Genomic DNA, 21,466 nt, shown 5'->3' on the forward strand with positions numbered 1-21,466 from the left:
ACGGTATTTTCCAGGGCTTCGGTCGGGAGTTGGGCTCGGCAGGATGATCCCGTTCGCCGGGCCAGGCCGACTGGCACACGACGGTCCCATTTCCACTGTCGAATCGGAAGAAAGCACTCCAGCGCTTTCAAAGACTTAGGCGATTTGGATGCGTTCGTCGCCGAGCTCTACTTCGATACGGAGTGTGCCTCCGATCGCTTCAACATATTTGCGCAGGGTGTCGACCTGGGCCCGGTCAATGTCACCGTGCTCGATCCGGGACACCCGGTTCTGGGTGACATGCAGCCGCCCGGCAAGCTGGACCTGGGTCAGCTCGGACGCCTCACGCAGTTCACGCAGACGGTAGGCGCGAACCTCATCGAGCATGCGCTTCTTATGCCCCTCCACGACCGCCCGGTCGACGGGACGCTTCGCCAGCATCTCCTCAATCGACATTGCCATCACGGCTCTCCTTTCAAAGTCTTCAGGTGATCATCGAACAAGTCATCAGCAATCGGAATGTTCTTCGTGTACCACCTGGACCAGTTCCCGGCCTTGTCCCCAGCCACCAACAAGATCGCCTGTCGTTGCGGATCAAAAGCAAACAACACCCGCAGCTCCGACCGTCCGCTGGATCCTGGCCGCAGTTCCTTCATGTTCTTGTGCCGCGACCGAACAACAGTATCCACAAGCGGCCGGCCAAGCTGCGGCCCTCGCTCGGCCAACAACTCCAGGGCGGCAACCACTTGCACATAGGAATCCTCATCCAGACCGGACAGCCATGCCTCAACCAAACCCACATCAACGATCCACACCACCACCACCACCATACAACACCCAAGTCATACAACTCAAGAGGTGTATCCTGGCCGGCCCTCCGACAACCCTTCGGACCCGCCGCCACGAACTTATTCTCAAATCGTTTCCCGCGCCAAACCTCCGACCATTCGCAGCAAGGTCACGAAAATGCCCCCCATCCGGGCCGGCCGGAACACCAAATCGAAGCCCTGCCAGAGGCCAGAACACCCACTGAAGCCTTGATATTCCTGGTCATCTCTCCCCCGAAAACGCCACCAAGAATCAGAATTGACCGCCAAACCGGAAACTCTCCCGCACGAAATGAAACCGCGCCCCGAACAGCGCAAATTGTTGAAGGACGACAGCCCGCTCTCAACAACCGATGATATGCCGTCCCCCGTGCCGATGAACCTGCAAACGGCCACCAGATAGCAGCTACGGCGCCACGCTGCACGTCCATGTCACGTTTTACTCACGTTTTTGAACGACAACCAACCGCACATCATGGCATGTCAAAGGGGCACTGTCGTCCCGCACTCCCCCGAAAACAAGCGGTTTTTGGCATCGATTGGAGGCTGTTGGCATGAGGTTCCTGGGTTTCTCTTGGCCGCCGGTTCGAGTCCGGCCCGGGGCACCCAAAAGGGCCTCTCACCTGCGGTTTTACTGTTACTGCCAGGGCCCCGGGAGGGGCCAAATCACGCTTTACTCACGTTTTTGAACGAAAAGTTGGTCACGTTTTTGGCCTGTACAAGCCCAATTAAAACGCCGGTTGACGTCACGTTTTTCAACTGTCGGGCGAGAAATCCGCAAGAATCCGCGGTTTTCCCGGGCCCGGACGACGGGGACGATGGCTGCCAACTATTGGCCCTCCGTTCGTCCTACTGCCGGGACACAATGACTTGAAACAGAAGAAAACTTGCCAATATAACGGCATCCGGACCGCCGTCTTCGATCGTCCTGATCACCCAGACCGCCGCCGTCTGGAGGGCGGTCATCACGGTAGGAGGCACCACCTATCAGGCTGCAGGTTGTTCCAGGTGGGCCCACAGTTCATCGGTGGTGGGTGGGTTGGCTCCAGGGCGCCGGACGGTAATGGTGGCGGCCATGGAAGCGGTGCGGCCTACTTGCTCTAGTAAGGCGGGAGCGTAACCGACGGTGCCGCGGGTGAGCAGTCCCATGATCAGGGCCGCCGTGTAGGAGTCGCCGGCGCCGATGGTGTCTGCAACGGTGGATTGCACTGCTGGGATAGTGAGACGGGTAGCAGGTGTGGCCAGCAGTGAGCCTTGTGCGCCTTGGGTGATGACGGCCAGTCCGGCACCCAATCCCAAAAGGCGCGTGGCGATGTCATCGAGGTTCTTGTGGGGGTAGAGCCAGGTGGCGTCCTCGGTGCTGAGCTTCACGACGCCGGTGAGGTTGATGAGGTCTTCAAATATCGATAGTGCCTCGGCGTGGCTGCCGAGCAGAGCGGGCCTGATGTTGGGGTCGTAGGTGACGATGCAGTCGTGGTCGCGGTGTTGCATCAGTGTCTTGACAGCGCCGGCACCCGGTGCGAGGAAGGTCGCGATCGAGCCGGTGTGGAGCACCTTGGGAATGTAGGCCGGGGCGAGCGGTTTAGGGTCCCAGACGACGTCGAAGTCGTAGCAGGCGGACCCATCCTCGACCAGGGTTTCCGTGGCTGATGAAGTCCTTTCCAGGGAGTAGGCGCCCGGCAGTACCGTCACACCGGCACTGCGCAGGTGCAATTCAATGCCGGCACCCCTGCTGTCGTCGCCGAAGGCGGTCAGCAGCCCGGTGCTGACGCCCAGCCGGCCAAGACCATAGGCCACGTTTGCCGGAGATCCGCCCGGGTGCCCGCGCGTGCCGTCAGGGGTGACGACGACGTCGGTGAGGGCTTCGCCGATGACGATGACGTCCAGAATCCGGTTGGTGTCGCGCCGAGTCGTATTGAGGTAATTCATGGTCGGTCTCTCGTAGGAAGCTGATTGTGGGAGTGCCTAAGGTGCGTGAGTCCGCCGACCGTCACCGGGTCCGCGGACTCAGCCATCCAGGTCGGCTGCACTGATCATGCCGCCCGACTGCAGTCCTGTGGCGGCGGCATGTCTACCGAAGCGCTGGATGTGGATCCTGTCCGCCAGGGCAAACACGCGGGCGCCCGTTTGACACCTGAATGTTCTTGAGTTTCGAAAGCGTTGATCGTCACAGCTCCCCTCGATCGAAACCGGGAGCGCGCTATTGCGTCACTTTGAGTTCGTGAATCGTCAGGTCCCGGAACGTGGCGCTTCCTTCATTTGCGTAGAGGCGGATGCCACTATCACTTTCAAGCGGGAACACGCGGTGTGAGTGTACGACGCGCCCATCTCCGACGAACATCTCGACACTGGTGCGGTCGACGAGGATGCGCAACTTGAGTCGTCCCGTCGAGGTATCGAGCGGGGTTCGAGTTTCGCCGGCCGTCGGGTTGATCGTCGGACTCCGGTTCACGTAAGCGTAAGGGCTTCGCAGGACGGCACCGGCGGCGACATGCCTCCCGCCACCGGGTGCACGGCATAGCTCAAGACCTACGTTGTCAGGTGTGGCAGCGGGGTCCCACACGAGCTCGCAGGTCAGGTCGTAGGCGAGGGCGCGGACATCGAGGTCGCGAGTTCCCGCTACCACAACGTCGCCAAGGCTATGCGTGCGCGTTACGTAGTTCACAACCGCGGACGTCGGGGTGGAGGCGAGGTAATAGCCACCGTTACCCTGTTTCAGGCGGACGTCGCGCACGACCATGTCGTCACCGTTGTAGCCATCGGTCGCGAGGGTCGGCGTGTTGTGGGGGTAGTCCCAGAAGTTCGCCCAACCGATTGCCCGGCGAAGCGTGTCATCCTCCGCCCCCAACGCATTGTGATGGGGATAGGTAACTGCCCCGTAGAAGTCAAAACCATAGTCGAGCCATTCCGGCTCGGTGTGGTCGGGCGTGAAGGAACTGCCGTCGAAGGCGCCGGTCCAGTAGGCGTAGGTGGCCGGCAGCCCCCGGCCCTTGCCGTTGGCGCTGGTGCCCAGAACCCAATGGGCTGTGCCGTCGTCGGCCGTCATCCGGAAAATGTCCGGGCACTCCAGGAGACCGAGGTCGGTGTGCACGAACTCGCCCACCTGGGTCCAGGAATGGAGGTCCGGTGAGACGTAGAACCCGAGCTTGCTGCCTTCGGCGTTCGCCAGGAGCCAGCGCCCGCGTGCGGCGTCCCAGATGATCTTCGGGTCGCGGAAATCCTGAACGCCGGGATTCGGGAGCACGGGTGCCTCGCTGCCGGCCTTGAAACTGCGGCCGCCGTCGGTGGAGTACCAGAGGAACTGCGCCTGCTTGCCGTCTGGGGCCTGCGTGACGACGGCGATCACCGCACCTTTGCCGTATCCCGCCGTGTTCTGCTCATCGACCACGAGGCTCCCGGACCAGCAGTCACCGTTCGCGTTCGAGAACTTCGGGATGGCGACGCCCTGGTCACGGAAAGCCACATGATCCCGCGTAGTGGCCAGGCGCCACGACGTGCCTCCGCCACCTTCAATATAATCAGCGTTGTACAGGTAGTAGTACAAATATTCGCCGTTCACGAAAATGGGGCGTTGCGGGTCGTTCTTCCAGTTGTCCGGCACACTGAAGTGGTACTCCGGACGCTGGCGCCGACGCCCGCTGTCTGCGGTGGCAGCCGGTGCTGCCACCGCCTGCGTGGCCATCGCCGGGGCAACGAGACAGCTCAAGGCCGCGGCTCCTGCGCCGGCGACCATCAATCGTCTGCTGACTCCCGCGCCCGGGACGGCTGTGTCCTGTGTACTGAGTTCTTCTTTCATGCAACTCCTGCTTTCTTTCTCATCGTGATGCTGCCCGCTGAGGGCAGTGTGAAGGGTAGTTCGGGATAATGGAGCCTCAGGAAAACAAGCGCCGCTCGCCTTCGACGATCTCCCCCATGGTCCAGGGATCGAAGGCCGGCAGCCGCGCGGTTCCTGCGGCGGCCACCAGAGTCACGCATTCCCAGCCCAGAGCTGGGTACACGCGGGCGGCGAGCGGCTTGCCGTTCGCAAAGATTTCGACGGCGGACTGGTCCACCAGGACGTGCGGGCGCACGCGCCCGTCGGGCGTCGGAACCGGGGTCCCGCCGCCCACCAGCACGCGAGCCGGAGCCCTGGTGTGCTGGGAGTGCAGGCGTTCCATCTCGGGCGCGGTGGCGAAGGCCAGTGTTCCGTGGACTCGTGCTGAGAAAACCAGTAGATCAGGATCCCCGCCCGCGCCAAGGCTCGTTTCAGGCCCCAAAGCACCGCCGATCAGGATCGTGGGATGCGCCAAGGCTGTCACCGGTTTCTAGCCGCGGGCTGAGTCGCCCGAGTGGTTCGCTAGTTGGCCTAGTTCCAGCGAGGGTTCTTTCGGGGCGTATACATGCAGCTTTTCCAAGGTGGCCGTCCCGCCTATGGAATAGACGCTCACGCCGGTACTCTCATCGAGCGGGAAAATCAGTTCCGCCAATGACACCTCTCCGGGATGAGCGAATACTTCAACCGAACAGTGGTCAACCACCACGGCAAGCGTGTACATACCCCCGGTCGCGACAAGGGGTGCACTGTCTATCGACGGGAATGTGCCATGAAAATCAACCTGGCCGGAGGCCTGCCGGTCAATGCTGATCTGGCCCAGTGCCGGCGCGATGCCGATCCGGGTTCCTTCGTCAGTACCCTTGCGAACAATGAATCCGAATTCTGTGGCTGTCCCCGGAGCGAATTCTGCCTCGATCAGAAGCACGGGGCCATCCGCTTCTAGCGGATGGGTACCCTCGGGGATGGGGACGGCATCGGAATTGAGGAGCAGGGCGGGACCGAAATGGGTGCACATTTCTGGTGCCGGGCGTTGGATCAGCCGCGGCTGGCCATCAATGGTGGCTAGTTCCACCGCCCTGGGGAGTGCCATCTGGCTACGCCAAGGAACTGTGGGAGTCTCATTGGCATAATCCCAATTGTTCATCCACCCCACCATGATCCGTCGCCCATCGGGAACGTCATTGAACGAAACAGCCGCGTAGTAGTCCCGGCCCCAGTCCAGCCATTGATACTTCTCGAGCTGGCCTTGCGTGTCGGCACCCGTGTCGACGGTGGTTTCGGAGGTAAAAATTTTGCCATCAAAATGGCCAACGAAGTACTGGCCAGCCGACCCGCCGTTAGGCCCTCCCGGGTTCATATTTACACTCAACACCCATTTGACCGTAAGGCTGTCACCGTCCAAGGGCAGTGGGAACAAGTCTGGGCATTCCCAGATTCCTCCCGTCGCATTGGCGGGCCCGAAGCTGCTCAGGTACTGCCAAGCCTTCAAGTCCGCCGAACGGTAGAGAACCACTGTGTGCTCCACTGCCTCCACTGCCACCATGACCCAAAACGATTCGAGTCCGGAGTCATAGCGGAACACTTTGGGATCGCGGAAATCAGCCGAGTTCCGATTCAATACCGGGTTGTTGGCATACTTTTTCCAGGTGTAGCCGCCGTCAAGACTGTAGGCCAGCGATTGGGCCTGAAGGCCAGCGTGAGCCGAGGCTTTCGTGTAGGCACTTGTATAGATGGCGACCAACGGCGGCTGTAACGTGGCGCCCAAACCCGAGGTGTTGCGTGCGTCAAAAACAATGCTGCCGGAGAATATCTCTTCGTGCGCGTCGACCCCGATGGCTATGTCTTGCTCGGTCCACGTGAACAGATCTCTCGAGGTCGCATGACCCCATGACATGTTGCCCCAGGTCGACCCGAGTGGGTTGTTTTGATAGTAGAGGTGGTAAAGACCGCCATGGAATATTAGTCCGTTGGGATCATTGAGCCAGGTGTTTCGAGCGGTGTAGTGGAGTACCGGACGGATGGTGTCGACCGCTGTATGTTGCGTATTCATGGTGAGGTCTCAATTCGCGCCGTGCGCGTTGGTGCCCAGGCAGGTAGTTGTGGATGCCTAAGCAGGTAAATGGGTGTGCGGGACGGGGCTCTCGGTTACCCGGCGGAAGGATAGTCCAAGGCCCAATGGGAGTCGGTGAGTTGGACCCGCTGGCCGGGTCCGCTTGGTGACTTGTAGTGCTCTCCTGGGCCGGCTATGCGGGGAGCCCGATTCGCGCCCCTGGCGTCAGGAACAGCGGAGAGCAGAAGCTGCGTGTAGGGGTGGTGGGGGTTGGCCATCAATTCCAGGCTTTCGCCGCCTTCAACCAGCTCGCCGGCACACATGACCATGGTTTTATCGGCGATGTAGCGGGCGGAGGCAAGGTCGTGGGTGATGTACAGCATGGACACGCCGCGCTCATCGCGAAGCCTTCGCATCAGATTAAGGATGCCAATCCGGACGGAAACATCCAGCATCGAAGTGGGTTCATCTGCCAGGATGATTTCCGGTTCCGCGGCCAGGGCCCGTGCGATGGCCACGCGTTGACGCTGTCCGCCGGAGAGTTGGTGCGGGTAACGTTCAAGCATGGCTTCATCGAGCCCGACGGTGGCGATCAGTTCGCGAATTTTTGAGCGCAATGCGCTCTTTCCTGCGGGGCCTTGGTGCAGTAGGAGCGGCCGGGCCAGGAAATGCTCTATGCGGTGTGCTGGGTTGAGGGAGCCGAAGGGGTCTTGGAATACCATCTGCACTTTGCGCCGGTAGGCCATGGAGGCCTTGCGTTTCTGGGTGGTAAAGATATCTTCCCCGCCCACCCAGAGGGACCCGCTGGTGGGCTGCTCCAACCGGGCCAGTATCCGGGCAATGGTGCTTTTTCCACTGCCTGACTCCCCCACCAGAGCCGCAATCTCACCTTGGCCGATGTCGAACGAGACATTCTTGACTGCCGGGACCGTGGAACGGAATGGGAACGATCCATTGTCATAATCCTTGCTCAGATTTCGGACTTGAACCAGGGATTGGCCCTTTGCTCCCTGTACGGTTTCGAGACTGCCTGGGATGCTCATTGGGCGCGCCTTTCGGAGGGTACGACAAATTCCTGAACCAGCAGACACGCCGCATCATGGTTTTCGGCGGCCGGACGCAGAACAGGGTCCTGGATCCGACAGGAGGCCATCGCCAGCGGGCACCGCGGATGAAAGCTGCAACCAGACGGGCGCCCGGCCGACGACGGCGGCGCGTCCGGCAGTCCCAACAGTTCGGTCCGTGGACCGCTCAGCGGCGGGAAAGCGTTCATGAGTGCCATGGTGTATGGGTGCAAAGGATCATCGAGCAGAACGTTTGACGGTGCCACCTCCACCAATCGACCGGCATACATGACTGCCATGCGGTGCGAGAGCTCGACCATCAACGAGATGTCGTGGGTGATGAACAGAACCGAGAATCCCAACGACTGCTGGAGTTCTTTGATCTGCGCCATGATGTCTCGCTGGACCACCACGTCCAAGGCCGTGGTGGGCTCATCCATGATGAGCAGCGACGGGTTGAGCGCCAGCGCCATGGCAATGACGACGCGTTGGCGCATTCCGCCGGAGAGCTGATGCGGATAGGACTTGAGACGGTCTGCCTTGATATCCACCAGACCCAGTAGTTGGGCCGCGCGCTCTCGGGCTTCCTTCTTGGGCATTTTTTCATGGGTCGTGAAAACATCCATGATCTGCTCGCCGATGGTCATGACGGGGTTCATGGCGTTCATGGCACTTTGGAAGACCATGGACATGTCACGCCAGCGCGTCCGACGCAATTGCTCATCACTGAGCGTCAGCACATTGCGCTGGTTAAGCTCAATGGTTCCGCCGGTGATTTTGGCTGGTGATTGAAGCAAGCGCATGATGGCGTTGGCGATGGTGGATTTTCCACAGCCGGACTCACCGGCCAGTCCAAAGATTTCCCCGGCCCCGATGTCCAGGCAGACGCCGTCGACGGCGCTAACCGTTCCCAGGCCCGTCGTGTAACTGACGCTCAGGTCCCTGATGCTCAACACCGGTTTCAACGCCTCACGAGCGCCGACGTCGGGCCCGCCCTGCAAGATGGTGCTCATGGTTAGTCCTTCTTTTCTGCGCGCAGGCGAGGATTCGTGACCTCGTCAACGGCATAGTTGATCATGGCCAGGGCAAAGGCGATCAGTGCGATGGCCAGACCGGAGGGAATGAGAACCCACCAGGCACCGGTCATCATGGCGCCGTCGTTATTGGCCCAATACAGATTGGTTCCCCAGCTCACTGAAGAGGTGTCGCCAAGGCCCAGGAATTCCAGGCCAGCTTGGGCGCCGATGCCGTAGATGATGCAGCCCAGCAGGGTGCTCATGACGATCGAGGCCATGTTCGGCATGATCTCCCGGAACATGATGCGCCAGGTCTTTTCACCGGTGACAATGGCCGCAGCAACAAAGTCCTTGCCGCGAATCGAGAGCGCTTGGGACCGCAGTACACGTGCACTGCCGGCCCAGCCGGTAATGACAAGGACGATGACAACAGTGGCAGGGCCCGGCGGCAGAAACGCAGCGAGCACGACCAGCAGCGGCAGTCCTGGGATCAGGAGGAAAATGTTGGTCAACAGCGAGAGCAACTCATCAACTAACTTGCCGAAATAGGCCGAGGCAATGCCGACCAGGCAACCGATGAAGGTTGCGATGAGCCCCACCGTGAAGCCCACTGACAGTGAGCTGCGCGATCCCCACAAGGTCAACGCCAGGACGTCCTGGCCCTTCGCCGTGGTACCGAGCCAATGCTCCGATGACGGGGCGGCCGAGACGTCTGCGGTGAAGTTCGACGGGTTGCCGGGCGACAGCAACGGTGCCAGGACTGCCAGCAAGACAAAAAGGAACAGGATGGTCAATCCAAACAGTGCCTTTTTATTGGTGAGCAGGCCGTGGACCAGGCCGCCGCCGGTGACCCTGGCAAGGATGCTTCGTTTGGCAGGCGGCGGGGTCGCGTCGTCTCCTTGCGTGACGGTCTGTCTTTGTGACTGGGAAATTGACATGGCGGGGAGTCCTTAGCTGACCCGGACCCGTGGGTCCAGGCGTACGTAGATAATGTCGACGAGGAAGTTCGCAGCCAACACCGCGGTCGTAATGGTCAGGAAGATTCCCTGAGTCAGCGGATAATCCAGCGCCTGCACGGAATTCAGGAGCTGATAGCCGATGCCAGGGTAGGCAAAGACCGTCTCAGTCAGGAGAGCACCACCCACCACGAAGCCTAGGGACATGCCGAAGGAGGTGATCGAGGGCAACATGGCGTTTCGGGCCGCATAGTGGAACATGATCCGCCCTGAGCGCAACCCCTTGGCCCGGGCCATCGTGATGTAATCCTCGGCAGTCGTCGCAATCATGGTGTTACGCATGCCCAGCATCCATCCGCCAATGGAGACCAAAACGATTGTCAGCGCTGGCAACACAAGGTGATTCGCGACGTCTGCCACGTAACTGAAGCTAAACGAAGGTTCCACACCGTCGGCAAATGCGTGGTTGAGCGGGAACCAACCCAACACGATGCCAAACAGGTACAAGGCAGCCATGGCCAGCCAAAAGTACGGGAATGAACCTACAAAGACGAGCAACGGTGGGAATACCGAGTCAAGGAATCTTCCCCGCCTCCAGGCTGCAATGATGCCGAGCAAGTTTCCCAACACCACGGCAATGACCAGGGACGTGGCGCCCAGCAGTAGCGTCCACCCAATTTCGGAACTGATCACCGAGGAAACCGGCGTCGGGAAACGGGAAAGGGAAATACCCATGTTGCCTTGGAAAATATTTCCGATGTAGTCAAAGTACTGCTGCCATACTGGCTTGTCGGTCAAGCCGAAAAGCTGGCGCAGTGCTGCTATCTGGTCCGGACGCATTTGAGTCTGGACCTGTGCAAACATTCGACTGACCGGATCACCTGGCATCAGCCGCGGAAGAAAGAAGTTCAGGGTGATGCAGGCCCAGAAAGCGATCAGGTAGAACCCGAGCCTGCGCAGGAGAAATCTCATCGCGAGCCTGCTACTTCACTGGTTTGAGCGACGTCAACACCAAGGTCGTGGTGCTGGATCGTGCCGAAAGGGTTGCGTACGGATCGGCAGCGGTGGGCCAGCCGGTGAAGTTCTGCTCTGAGTACGCGCCCCACACAGGGCTCGGGAACAGGGGAATCGCCGGTGCCGTGGCATTGAAGCGGGCCTGCAGTTCGTTCACGATCGTCTTCTGCGCGGCCGGATCCGACGTTGCCGCCATCTGGTTCAGGAGGGTGGTGGCCTGGGCGTCACCGAAGCGGTGGTAGTCCTCATTGGCGGGTGTGCCAACAGGAACAACGCTGTCTTGCGACATCTCGCCACGGTAGAACTCGTACGGGGTCGTCGCGTCGTTCGTCCACACGATTCCGGTATCGAAGGTGCCCTTGGAATAGCCGTCAACCACCTGTGACCAGTCCGGTGAGCTGACAGTCAGCTGGACACCGATTGCCTGCATGTTCTTGGCAATCACCTGTGCCACGGAAATCCAGTCAGAAGATGCCGATCCCACGGAAATCGAGAACGCGAAGGGCTTGCCCGACTTGAGGGTGCGGATGCCGTTGGCACCGCGCGGGTAACCGGCCGCGTCAAGCATCTTGTTAGCTTCAGCGACGTTGAGTTTCGTCCAGTCACAGCTGTTGACAATGGAAGCGTCTTTCCAGCTGGCGTAGCCGTCCGTCAGGCCCGTGCAGTCTGCGGGATGCGTGTAGCCGGACTCGCCCAAGGTTGCTACCTGGTTGCGGTCCACTGCCATGCTCAACGCCTTGCGGACGTTCACGTCATTAAACGGCGCCTTGGTCGTGTTCAACTGCCACTGGATGGTGCCGCCGGTGGTGGGGTACCAGAACTTGCGGTGTGCCGGATCCTTGGCGACATAGCTCTTTTGGATCGAGGGAATGAACTGATCGCTCCAGTCGACATCGCCGTTTTCAAAGGCCAGGTTGGCACCGGAGTTGCCTGCGAAGGCCAGCATTTCAATCCCGCTGATCTGCTGCTTCTGCGGCTGCCAGTAGTTCGGGTTCTTATCCAGCTCATAGGACTGGGTCTGGAAATGCGAAACCTTCGTGTACGGGCCGGTTCCGACGGGGTTGGCGTTGGTGAACTTGGCCGGGTCGCTGACCTTGGACCAGACGTGTTCCGGCACAATGACCTGCGCGCCGATCTCGTACAACCCGGGTGAGTAGGCCTTGCTGAAATCAAAGCGCACAGTGGTCGGGTTGACCGCGCTTACTTTCGAGAGGTAGGAATAGCCGCCCTGGATCTTCTTGGCCAAGGTGAAGGTGCTGACAACGTCAGCCGCAGTCATGGGCTGGCCATCGGACCACTTGACATCGCTTCGCAACGTGAACGTCACGCCCTTGCCGTCGGGGTCAACGGTCCATGACTTGCCCAACCACGGGACAGCCTTGCCGGTCATGGGATTCACAATGAGCAGCGGCTCAAAGACTGCCTGATCGGTCATAGGCAACGCGGTGGGGGAAAATGGGTTGAAGTTGCTGGTGAAGGTGGCGGTGTCTTCGCGGGGGATGCGCAGAATCGCGTCGGACGTCTTGCCAACACTTGCCGTGTGGCCGCCACCGCAACCGGTGAGGGCCATTGCACCCAGCACGGCGGATGCGGCAAGGATGGACAGGGATGTGGAACGCTTATTTTTGGGCATGGGGTAGCTCAATTCGTCGTAGATCTGGATGAGGGCGTGAAAGGGTAGGGGTGTGTTGAAGTGTGGGGTTGTTTAGTGGGATCTGTGCGGCACGCCGACGGAACTCCGCTCAATGAGCGAACAACCAACGAGAGTCTCACGGGCCAGGCCGTTGTTCCCTGAGGCAATTTCTGCCAGGGACCTGACGCCAAAGGCAGCCATCTCTCGAAAGGGCAGCGCAACTGTGGTCAAGCTGGGGCGCAGATAGTTGGAAATGAGTTCTTGATTGTCGAAGCCAATCACGGAGACGTCTTCTCCAATGATCAACCCGCGTTCCTTAATGGCGTCATAGGCACCCATGGCCATGCGGTCTGTGGCACAGAAGATGGCCGTGGGCGGATCTGCGTCATTTAGAAGCGCGACGGCCGCCCGGTAACCCTGGTCGGCCTCACCGCCTGCATTGATAATGAGGCTTTCATCCAGGGCAATGCCCGATTGAGTCAGCGCGAGGATGTATCCCTCGCGTCGACCGATGGCGGCCGGAATTGTTGGATCCAGATTGATCATCCCGATCCGGCGGTGGCCGGCATCGATTAGTCTCATGGCGGCTGTGTGTCCGCCTGCTTTTTCATCCGGGGTGATGGACGGTAACTTGCCGTTCTGGTCAAAGCAGTGGACCAGAACGGCGGGGACCTCACTGATGGTATCGGGCAAATGTACGCCGCGGTGCCATGCCGTAGCGTAGATCAACCCAGCGACTCGGTGCTCAAGCATCATTTCGATCGCCTTGCGTTCCGATTTATCGCTCCCATCGGTGCTGGCAATCAGGAGCATTCGCCCTTCCTGAGCCGCTTGCTCCTGCGCACCTCGAACAATGTCCATCGCGTAGGGACCGGTGACGATTTCGGTGATCAGCCCATACAGCTTCGATTCCTTGGAAGCCAGGGCTCGGGCACTGGCGTTGGGCCGATACCCGAGTTCGGAGACTGCCTGCTGAACACGTAAACGAGTCTCATCTGAGATCCCAGCATCGGTGTTTCCACTCAGAACGAACGACACAGTGGTCCGCGAAACCCTGGCGTGGTTCGCCACATCCAACATGGTCACTCTGGTGCCCCGTGGCTCGTTCATCGTTGAAGAATCCGTTCGTTGACATCTACTGGACAAGCACACCATCTAACGCGCTTATCTAACGCGCGTTAGATGGTGTGAGATAAACCATAAAACACACTGGTGTGATGTGTCAATCATCTTGCGTCCCAATTACACTCACATCTCGGGCAATGGCGCACCCGGCATCTCTATGTCACTGCCCAACAGGCCAAAGACGCCGTTGAGACACACAAAAAACGACGAGAGATTGGTTCTGCCCATCCGATCGCCCCTCCCTGGATGATTGGTTCCAAGGGGTCAGTGGTCGCAGACTGTCCGTGAACGGCGGAAGGTCGGGGCAGTCCCGAGTGCACGCCTGGGGTCCTCACATCGACCCCTGTCATCCGACCCGATGTCCCGAAGCAAACGACGAAGCTTGCTTCGCTCCAGGATGTAGGAATTCTCGCTGAAGAAGTCCGAACCGCTGGCCCGCCTCTGACTCCCTCGACCCTCTCTGGGGGCTTCATAGGTCCCAAATTCGGCAGCCGGGACGTTTTCATCCCTTCAGTTGCCGGGCATCGGGTTCGAGGCGGTGCGCTACGAGTCCCGCAAGGCCGACAGGGTTGGAAACCTGCTCGTTGACGGGAACACGTACGCGGCCGGGCCCGCCTTCCACGGACGGAGGCTCACCGTGGGATTGGGGCATGAGACGGTGCAAATCCTTGATGAGCATTCCGCACCTGTGCGCACGTTTCCCCGCGTCTTCGGGAAACAGGCCGAGACGGTCTTCGACCCCGCCTCGTTGGTGCCGTTGCTGGTGAGCAAGCCCGGGGCGTGGTCCCATTCCCCGCTGCGGGCCCTGGTCACCGACCCGGTGCGTGACTGGCTGGATCAGGCAACACCAACCGGCCGGCGGCGCCTGCTCAACGCCGTGGATGCCGCCTGCCCGGCGGCAGGCTTCGACGCCGCGGTGGCCGCCGCCGACACCCTGATCCAGCGCGGGGACACCCCTGAGATGGCGATGCTGGGCATGCTGGCCCGCCGGCTGGCCAACGGCACCGAACCGGCCGCCGCGAACGTGGACTTGAGCGTCTACGACACCTTCACCACCCTGAACACGAGCACCGGAGAAGTAGCATGAGCGCCCCCACCATTCAGGACATCCTCGAAGCGGGCAAGCACGCCGCCCTGACCCGCAGCGTGTTGACCGAATGGGCCCAGAAGGGCACCCCGAAGCAACGTGAATACCTCCACGGAGTGCTGCTGGCCGAACACGAATCCCGGCAGGAATCACGGCGCCAGCGGCTGTTGAAATCCGCCCGGCTGCCGGCACTGAAGTCCCTCACGGGATTCGACTACAGCAGTGTCAGGTTCCCCGAGGACTACGGCCGCGGACCTCTCGAATCCCTGGATTTCATCACCAGGGCCCAGGACCTGGTCCTCTACGGGGAGGTGGGTACCGGCAAAACCCACATGGCCACCGCCTTGGTGGCGGCCGCCTGCCGGCAAGGCATCCCCGCCAGGTTCTTCACCACCTCCGCCCTGGTGATGATGCTGCGCCGCGCCAAGGACGAAGACCGACTGGACAAGGAGCTGGCCTCCCTGGCCAAGAACCAGCTTCTGGCCATTGACGAACTGGGCTACCTTCCGATCGACACCGAGGGGGCCCGACTTCTGTTTCAAGTCATCGCCGACGGCTATGAAAAACGCAGCCTGATCATCACGACAAATCTGGAGTATTGGCTATCCATGTGACTGCCGCGATGTCGGGGGCTGCGCGTATCGTGTCGCTCATGATCGATGTGCCAGTGGAGGGCCGGGATTTTCCGGGTTCGTTGCCCGAACTGCGGGCGTGGTTCCGATCGGACGCGGATTGTCTTGACTATCTGGATTGGCTGCGTTGGCCGGATGGGTTCGTTTGCCCGTGGTGTGCGGACGTCGGTGACTGGTCCACTGTGCCGGGCATGCACCGGTGCAGCGGTTGTGGACGCCGCGTGAGCGTGGGTGCGGGAACGGTTTTCGATCGCACCCGCACCCCGTTGGCCGTCTGGTTCGAGGCGGCATGGCTGATGATGGCGTCGAAGCAAGGGGTGTCGGCATTGACCCTGCAACGGGTTACGGAGCTTGGCAGCTACCAGAGTGCGTGGATGATGACGCACAAACTGCGATCGGTGATGCACCAGTCCGGGCGCGACCGGCTCAGTGGGCGGGTCGAGATGGACGAGACCTTCATCGGTGGAGACCGGCACGGCACATTCGGCCGCGGCGCCGCCGGAAAGACGCTTGTGGCCGGCGCCATTGAGCGCCCGGGCACGGGATTTGGCCGGGCCAGGCTGCAGATCATCCCCGACGCATCATCGGCAAGTCTGGCCGATTCCATCCGAACCCACGTGAGCCACGGGGCGACACTCATCACGGATGGGTGGCCCCCGTACCCACGAGCGGCGGCCGCCTCCGGCGTCTCCCTTGAGGTGCACAATGTCAAAGCATCAGGCCAACCCGCACACCTGTCTCTGCCGGGGGTGCACCTCTTGTTTTCCCTGTCGAAGCGGGTCCTTGAAGGCACCTATCAAGGCAGCGTGCAGCCCGAGCATCTCCAGGCGTACTTGGACGAGTTCGTGTTCCGTTTCAACCGACGCAAGTCACACACGAGGGGTTTGCTGTTCTTCCGATTGCTCGAATCAGCCGTTGCCGGCCCACCCGCCCCCTACACGAGCGTGGCCGTCATCCACCGTATGCCAAAGGACGTCCCCGTCCCGCCACGGACACCGCAAGCACTGCCGCGCACACTCGCCGGAACACCGCTCGATCGTCCCTGGCGAACCCCACAGGCCGCATAATCGCGGCAGTTACATGGATAGCCAATTCTGGAGTTTTCCCGCTGGTGAACCGTGTTCGGCGACGACAACATGGCCGCCGCCATCATCGACCGGCTAGTGCACCACGGGCGGCTCCTGCAGTTCCGCGGCGAGTCCTACAGAGTCAAAAATGCCCTCATGAAATAGGCACCAGCTGAAATGGACCAAAAACGAGCCAAGGTGGCCTAATTCTTAGCGCTGAAATGGCCTACTTCAACTTGACGAAACACAGTTGGACTGGTGCCTGACATGGATACGTCCGCGGTCGATGTGAACCAGGCGGACTATCTAACCAGGATTGCCATATCCAACTTTCTTGGCATCTGGAGATCGACGGCCCGCTACTTCGGCCTTGATGCGGGTATCGATTCTGAGGTGAAAAAAATCATGCCCTGGTTGGACGGTTTGCTTTAGGAACGACGTACTAGCGGCGTTTCTGTTCCAGAGCGTGTCCCCAGAGCGTTCCCACCACGGACGGGCACCACGTGGCTTTCATTGGCAAGCTATCGTCCCGTGGATACCTGGCTCTACTCACCCTTAGCGTACGATCTCATCGGTTTTCTGCGGTGCCCCCATCGGGGTCGTGATCCAGTGACGTTGCCAACTGTCGTGGCGGATCGGGCGACATCAGTGCCTTGCTGAACGCGTGTCGTCACTTGCGGGCGCTGGTCCTGGAACCGGCGGTGTGGGGCGGCTATTTCTGGTACACGGCCTTGAGGCCATTGGCGGAGCTCACCAGCGCGATGACTGAGGCGATGACGGCAACGAGGGCCACGATGATCACAGGGGTGACGCTGCCGAGCAGTGCGGCGTCGCGACCGAGGAATACTGCGATCACGCTGCACCCACACATGGCGGTCAACACAAAGGCAAGGCCGGCGCCGAGGAACACGGGTGCACGCAGCGTCGAAATCCCTGCGTCAAGTCGCCGCAGGCTCACGGTCGGCCCAACACCCAGGCAGCCAAGGAAGGCCACGAGCGCGAGCAACCAGGCAGTGAGGGCCCCGAACAGGCCGGGCGGATGCTGTGCGCCTTCAGGGCGGATCAACGTGAGCGCCAGGAACCCCACCGCCACAACGACCGCCAGGATTATCGCGGGAATGAGCGGGACGAGCACCCGCGTTGCTTGCGACCGCAGGGCGGGAAGGAGAACGCGGGCCACAATGAGGCACAGTCCAAGCAGTGCAATCACCCATCCGAGACAGAGGAGGACGCTCGCGGCATCCATTAGCCCCCTGACCGCTGCGACAGTGTCTGGCCCTGCCGGGTCCAGGAGCGCCTTGTTCAGCGCCGGGACGATCAGGAAAGCAGCGCACCACGCGATCCAAGTGGTCGAGACGGTCGCCTGCAGGCGCAAGCGTTTGCCGTCCGGGCCGTTGAAAGTCGGCCGGACCCATGCCCGGAGTGCGCCACCGAACAGGTCCGCCGTCGTACGCGCCGATGCGGGCATTTCCTCAACCAGGGCGGCCAGTTCGCCACCGTAACGGGCACGAAAGGAGGGCGGATAGGCGCGCAGTGCCAGTCTTGCCAGGGGACTCATGGCTGGGCCGTCTTCAACCGTGCCAGGCCGTGGGAGGCGAAACTGCTCATCGCCTTCAACCGCTCCGTCAGCAGCGCCGAGCCTGAGGCCGTGATCTCATAGGGGCGACGGCGGTCCTCGCCGGGAAGGGCGCGGACGTAACCGCGGGCTTCAAGTCGGGACAGGGCCGCGTACAGCGTGCCCGGACCAAGGGTGACCCCGGCGGATTCCTCGGTGTCCTGCACGATCGCATAGCCGTGTTTCGGGCCGGCCGCGAGGCTTCCGAGGATCAGCAGGGCAGGATCAGCCCACGCCACGTCTTGTTTGCGCCGAACCATCATTTACTCCGTCTGTCGTAGTACGTGAAACGATACTATACTGCCTCTCATGAGCAAACCACCCCGCACGACGTTCCTTTGGCCAATCCTTGCAGCCGCACTCGGCGCCCTCCTGGGTCTGATCGGCGCGCGCTACATCTTCGTGGGGTCCGCGCTGAGCCTGGTCCCGTGGGGGCTCGCTGCCCTCATTATCGGGTTGCTCTCCAAAACCTGGGCGACCGCCGCCAGCCGCAGTGCGCTCTTCGGGTTCTGCCTCGCAGGGACGTTCATGCTGGCGGGCTATCAAGGCACAGTCCCCGTGACGAACCATCTGATCCCCTTCGCCATCATTGGCCTCGTCGGCGCCCTCTGCGCCATCGCCGGTGCAACAGTCGGCCGGCTGGTCCGAACGAAGGTTCGCGCGCGGTCCTAACCTCGGTGTTTCATGAGCGTGTGTCAGGGTGGCGTCATTGAATCCTGAAAGGTGCCTCTGACGGTCATGAAACGCCGAGGCTAGGCGAGACTAACGTTGCCGCGGGTGACGTGTTCGATGGCGGCGACAGCTCGAGCATTGGTGAAATCGTCGGGATTGAGCACGCGGCCGAGATGTTTCCAAGGGCGGTCGCGGAAGACGAGGAGCTCTTCGTGGCGAGAGATCGGTAGCAACCTCGCCAACCGCGTCATCGTCGCGATGGTGTTGGTCGCCTCTCGCGACCCGGTCAGGCGCCGAACTGTCCAGTGAGGCGGCGGTGGAAGCCGGCGCTGCGCTCATCGAGTCCTTCAATGGTCACCGTGGCGCCATGGTCACGGTATTTCGTCTCGATGGAGTCGAGGGCGGCAACCGTTGAGGCGTCCCAGATCTGGGCCCGACTGAGATCAATGGACACGGAGGTCGGGTCGTCGGCGTAAGAGAAGTGCTCGACGAGGTCATTGCTGCTCCCGAAGAACAGCGGCCCCACCACCGCATAGTGGACACTTCCGCCGTCGCCTGCCAGGGTCCGGTCGATACTGATCACGTGGGCCACCCGACGGGCGAAGAGCACCATCGCGAGAATGACACCGACGATGACGCCGTAGGCGAGGTTGCTGGTGATGACCACGACGGCGACGGTAGCGCCCATGACGATCGTCTCCGGGACTGGCATCCGTTTCAGGGTAGACGGTTTTACGCTGTGCCAGTCCACGGTGGTGACAGCAACGACCATCATGACCGCGGCGAGGGCGACCATCGGGATCTGTCCCATGATCTCGCTGAGCCCTGTCACCAGGGCCAGCAGAAACACTCCGGCCACGATCGTGGAGATGCGGGTGCGGGCCCCGCCTGTCTTGACGTTCAGGACGGTCTGGCCGATCATCGCGCAGCCGGCGATGCCGCCGTAGAACCCGGCGAGGATGTTCGAGACGCCCAGGGCCCAGGACTCGCGGCCCTTGTGCGAGGGGGCGTCGGTGATCTCGTCGACGAGTTTCGCGGTGAGGAGGGTTTCCATGAGACCGACGAACGCGACGCTCAACGCGGTGGGCAAAACCAGCTGCAGGGTTGCCAGGTTCAGCGGGACGAGGAACGGGGTGATTCCGGGCATCTTCCCGGTGAGGGGGCCCTCGCCGGAGACGTTCGGAACGACGAGGTGGGCGATGATGACGATCGCCGTGACGACGACGATCGCAACCAAGGGCGACGGGATGACCTTGGTGAAACGGGGAAGGATGAAAATGATCACGAACGTCAGAGCAAACAAGACGTAGGCGAGCCAGGGGACGTTGAGAACGTGGGGTACCTGCGCCGTGAAAATGAGCACGCCCAGGGCGTTGACGAACCCGATCATTACCGACCGCGGGATGAACCGCATCAGACGGGCAAGACCGGCAAGGCCAAAGACGATCTGGATGACACCGGCCAGGATCACCGTCGGCAGAACGTACTGGACACCATGGCCGTGGACGAGAGGGGCGATAACGAGAGCGACGGATCCGGCCGCTGCGGTGATCACGCCCGGCCGCCCGCCAAGGACCGACATCGTCAAGGCCAGAACGATGGAGGCGACAAGGCTGACCATCGGGTCGACCCCGGCGACAATCGAGAACGAAATGACTTCCGGGACCAGGGCGAGGGTGGTGACCATGCCCGCGAGAACCTCGCGGGATAGCTGCTGCGGAGAGCGCAGAGCACCCAGGACGGTGATCGGGTGGCGGATAAGGCGCGGGCGTTCGGCAAGGGCCAAGGAATGACTCCAGGGGCTTGGCTCTCTCAGGAGAGCGGGTGAGTAATCTTTTGCGCGCCACGTTGCGCACGAGTCCAGCCCCGTCATGGAAGACAATGGGGTGGGAAGAGAAATGGGGATGCTGATTTTCGGTCGCCTAAACAACTCTACCCTAACGTGAGGGTTGAGTCGGAATGGGTGACGTGATGATGAAGGAAATGTCGGCTGAAGAAGTCGTGGCGACAATGCATATCGGCGAGCTGGCAGACCGTTCGCAGATGTCCTTGCGGACCATCCGCCACTATGACGAGGTCGGTCTGCTCAAGCCGTCCGGCCGCACGGAAGGAGGATTCCGCCTCTATACGGAACGCGACTTCACGCGCCTGCTCTTGATCCGCAGGATGAAGCCGCTGGGGTTCACGCTGGAGGCCATGTCCGATCTTCTTCGGGTTATCGACGAACTGGAAAAATCCGAACCCGGCGAAGGTGACGCCGATGTTCGCTCCCAGTTGAACGGATTTATCGAAGAGGCGGCGAAGCGTCGCGCCAAATTGGAGGAACAACTCGGCATGGCCGACGAGTTCCTGACACTACTGCGCGCTCAGTAGACGAGCCCGCGAACAAGTCTCCATCCAGGGGCGCCCCCTTTCAGGCGGCAGAGACATGGGCCGTTCAGTGCGGTAAAAGTGACCGCCAAGAAACGCGTGTACATTTTTCACCGGAGACAGTACTAGCCATAGCCAGGACGCGAATGCCGGCCTGGAAATATGGTCCCCCGCATCTCCCCTCGGCCGGTGCGCGCAGGCGGGAATCCTCCCGGGTTCGGCCGGGATACTCGGCAGCGGATTGGCTGTCGCAGCGTCCCTGGCCCACCTCGGCCGGCGCATGTTTGCTAGCTGCAACTTTAAACTGACCATAGACGGCATTTTGAAGTGACCGTTCGCGGCAGTGGTTTTGACCAGTTGTTCGCCGCCGTCGGCGGCGTGGCGTGCTGGGATTCCCTTGTCCATCCCTCGTGTCGATACGAGGAGAGCCCCTTCCTTCGGGGTGAAATGACGATGCCAATCGTTTCGATTTCACCCATGTTTGGAAGGAAGGGGCTTGTCGTGAAGTCTCCAGGAGAGTTCATGGAAATTTTAGCTGCTCTTGA

General features: G+C 61.1%; 22 protein-coding genes and 1 pseudogene. 8 read left to right on the forward strand and 15 right to left on the reverse strand.

Translation table 11 applies throughout. The annotated features are described in order from the left end of the window. Positions 1-135 precede the first annotated feature (135 nt). The 12 genes from LPN03_RS09715 to LPN03_RS09770 all read right to left on the reverse strand — a co-directional run bounded on the left by LPN03_RS09715 (position 136) and on the right by LPN03_RS09770 (position 13,433). Entirely contained in the window at positions 136-441 is a 306-nt protein-coding gene (locus LPN03_RS09715) for a helix-turn-helix domain-containing protein (RefSeq protein WP_262454099.1), read from the reverse strand. Further along, positions 441-809 (reverse strand): type II toxin-antitoxin system RelE/ParE family toxin, encoded by a 369-nt coding sequence (locus LPN03_RS09720; protein WP_262454100.1) that lies wholly within the window; start codon positions 807-809, stop codon positions 441-443. The genes LPN03_RS09715 and LPN03_RS09720 overlap by 1 nt, the downstream gene beginning before the upstream one ends. Before the next feature lie 984 nt (positions 810-1,793). Further along, positions 1,794-2,735: a carbohydrate kinase family protein gene (locus LPN03_RS09725; protein ID WP_262454101.1), complete on the reverse strand. Its 942-nt coding sequence runs from the start codon at positions 2,733-2,735 to the stop codon at positions 1,794-1,796. A 271-nt stretch (positions 2,736-3,006) separates the two neighbouring features. After that, positions 3,007-4,602, reverse strand: coding sequence for a glycoside hydrolase family 32 protein (locus tag LPN03_RS09730; protein WP_262454102.1), 1,596 nt, complete (start codon positions 4,600-4,602; stop codon positions 3,007-3,009). A 76-nt stretch (positions 4,603-4,678) separates the two neighbouring features. Continuing rightward, the gene (locus tag LPN03_RS09735; RefSeq protein WP_262454103.1) at positions 4,679-5,095 is read right to left on the reverse strand and encodes a GH32 C-terminal domain-containing protein; all 417 of its coding nucleotides are present in this window, start codon (positions 5,093-5,095) and stop codon (positions 4,679-4,681) included. 15 nt (positions 5,096-5,110) lie between these two features. Next, positions 5,111-6,670 carry a glycoside hydrolase family 32 protein gene (locus tag LPN03_RS09740; protein ID WP_262454104.1) on the reverse strand — a complete coding sequence of 520 codons (1,560 nt, stop codon included), beginning with the start codon at positions 6,668-6,670 and terminating at the stop codon, positions 5,111-5,113. A gap of 95 nt (positions 6,671-6,765) precedes the next feature. Continuing rightward, positions 6,766-7,713, reverse strand: coding sequence for an ABC transporter ATP-binding protein (locus LPN03_RS09745; protein WP_262454105.1), 948 nt, complete (start codon positions 7,711-7,713; stop codon positions 6,766-6,768). Beyond that, positions 7,710-8,747: an ABC transporter ATP-binding protein gene (locus tag LPN03_RS09750; protein ID WP_262454106.1), complete on the reverse strand. Its 1,038-nt coding sequence runs from the start codon at positions 8,745-8,747 to the stop codon at positions 7,710-7,712. Before LPN03_RS09750 ends, LPN03_RS09745 begins: the two co-directional genes overlap by 4 nt. 2 nt (positions 8,748-8,749) lie before the next feature. Beyond that, positions 8,750-9,688 carry an ABC transporter permease gene (locus LPN03_RS09755; protein ID WP_262454107.1) on the reverse strand — a complete coding sequence of 313 codons (939 nt, stop codon included), beginning with the start codon at positions 9,686-9,688 and terminating at the stop codon, positions 8,750-8,752. Positions 9,689-9,700: 12 nt separating this feature from the next. Further along, positions 9,701-10,678, reverse strand: coding sequence for an ABC transporter permease (locus tag LPN03_RS09760; RefSeq protein ID WP_262454108.1), 978 nt, complete (start codon positions 10,676-10,678; stop codon positions 9,701-9,703). A gap of 10 nt (positions 10,679-10,688) precedes the next feature. After that, positions 10,689-12,353, reverse strand: coding sequence for an ABC transporter substrate-binding protein (locus LPN03_RS09765; protein WP_262454109.1), 1,665 nt, complete (start codon positions 12,351-12,353; stop codon positions 10,689-10,691). Between the two features lie 72 nt (positions 12,354-12,425). Next, complete coding sequence (locus tag LPN03_RS09770; RefSeq protein ID WP_262454117.1) at positions 12,426-13,433, reverse strand: LacI family DNA-binding transcriptional regulator; 1,008 nt, start codon at positions 13,431-13,433, stop codon at positions 12,426-12,428. Between the two features lie 559 nt (positions 13,434-13,992). On the opposite strand from LPN03_RS09770, the gene LPN03_RS09775 reads away from it, so the two are divergent. From LPN03_RS09775 to LPN03_RS09795, 5 genes and pseudogenes are all read left to right on the forward strand, one after another. Next, on the forward strand, positions 13,993-14,565 hold the full coding sequence (locus tag LPN03_RS09775) for a Mu transposase domain-containing protein (protein WP_262454111.1): 573 nt from the start codon (positions 13,993-13,995) through the stop codon (positions 14,563-14,565). Further along, positions 14,562-15,179, forward strand: a complete 618-nt coding sequence (locus LPN03_RS09780; RefSeq protein ID WP_316255769.1) for an ATP-binding protein — start codon at positions 14,562-14,564, stop codon at positions 15,177-15,179. The genes LPN03_RS09775 and LPN03_RS09780 overlap by 4 nt, the downstream gene beginning before the upstream one ends. Positions 15,180-15,217: 38 nt before the next feature. Continuing rightward, positions 15,218-16,264: an IS1595 family transposase gene (locus tag LPN03_RS09785; RefSeq protein WP_262454112.1), complete on the forward strand. Its 1,047-nt coding sequence runs from the start codon at positions 15,218-15,220 to the stop codon at positions 16,262-16,264. Positions 16,265-16,291: 27 nt separating this feature from the next. Continuing rightward, a pseudogene (locus LPN03_RS09790) lies at positions 16,292-16,429 on the forward strand (ATP-binding protein); the annotation flags it as partial. A 93-nt stretch (positions 16,430-16,522) separates the two neighbouring features. Continuing rightward, complete coding sequence (locus LPN03_RS09795; protein ID WP_262454113.1) at positions 16,523-16,696, forward strand: hypothetical protein; 174 nt, start codon at positions 16,523-16,525, stop codon at positions 16,694-16,696. A 280-nt stretch (positions 16,697-16,976) separates the two neighbouring features. On the opposite strand, the gene LPN03_RS09800 is transcribed toward LPN03_RS09795, so the two are convergent. Both LPN03_RS09800 and LPN03_RS09805 read right to left on the reverse strand, forming a co-directional pair. Beyond that, positions 16,977-17,822, reverse strand: a complete 846-nt coding sequence (locus tag LPN03_RS09800; protein WP_262454114.1) for a hypothetical protein — start codon at positions 17,820-17,822, stop codon at positions 16,977-16,979. Further along, the gene (locus LPN03_RS09805) at positions 17,819-18,142 is read right to left on the reverse strand and encodes a PadR family transcriptional regulator (protein ID WP_176636442.1); all 324 of its coding nucleotides are present in this window, start codon (positions 18,140-18,142) and stop codon (positions 17,819-17,821) included. The genes LPN03_RS09800 and LPN03_RS09805 overlap by 4 nt, the downstream gene beginning before the upstream one ends. Positions 18,143-18,188: 46 nt before the next feature. Here LPN03_RS09805 and LPN03_RS09810 point away from each other — a divergent pair, with 46 nt between their 5' ends. After that, positions 18,189-18,551, forward strand: coding sequence for a hypothetical protein (locus LPN03_RS09810; protein WP_176636443.1), 363 nt, complete (start codon positions 18,189-18,191; stop codon positions 18,549-18,551). Positions 18,552-18,837: 286 nt separating this feature from the next. Here LPN03_RS09810 and LPN03_RS09815 read toward each other — a convergent pair whose 3' ends face one another. Then, complete coding sequence (locus tag LPN03_RS09815) at positions 18,838-20,424, reverse strand: SulP family inorganic anion transporter (RefSeq protein ID WP_410468574.1); 1,587 nt, start codon at positions 20,422-20,424, stop codon at positions 18,838-18,840. A 98-nt stretch (positions 20,425-20,522) separates the two neighbouring features. On the opposite strand from LPN03_RS09815, the gene LPN03_RS09820 reads away from it, so the two are divergent. Further along, positions 20,523-20,924, forward strand: coding sequence for a MerR family transcriptional regulator (locus tag LPN03_RS09820; RefSeq protein WP_262454119.1), 402 nt, complete (start codon positions 20,523-20,525; stop codon positions 20,922-20,924). A gap of 324 nt (positions 20,925-21,248) precedes the next feature. Next, on the forward strand, positions 21,249-21,466 hold a 218-nt coding region (locus LPN03_RS09825; protein WP_262454116.1), incomplete at its 3' end, for a hypothetical protein.

Origin of the sequence: Arthrobacter sp. A2-55, assembly GCF_025548615.1 — a bacterium.
In the GTDB taxonomy this organism is placed as follows: domain Bacteria; phylum Actinomycetota; class Actinomycetes; order Actinomycetales; family Micrococcaceae; genus Specibacter; species Specibacter silviterrae.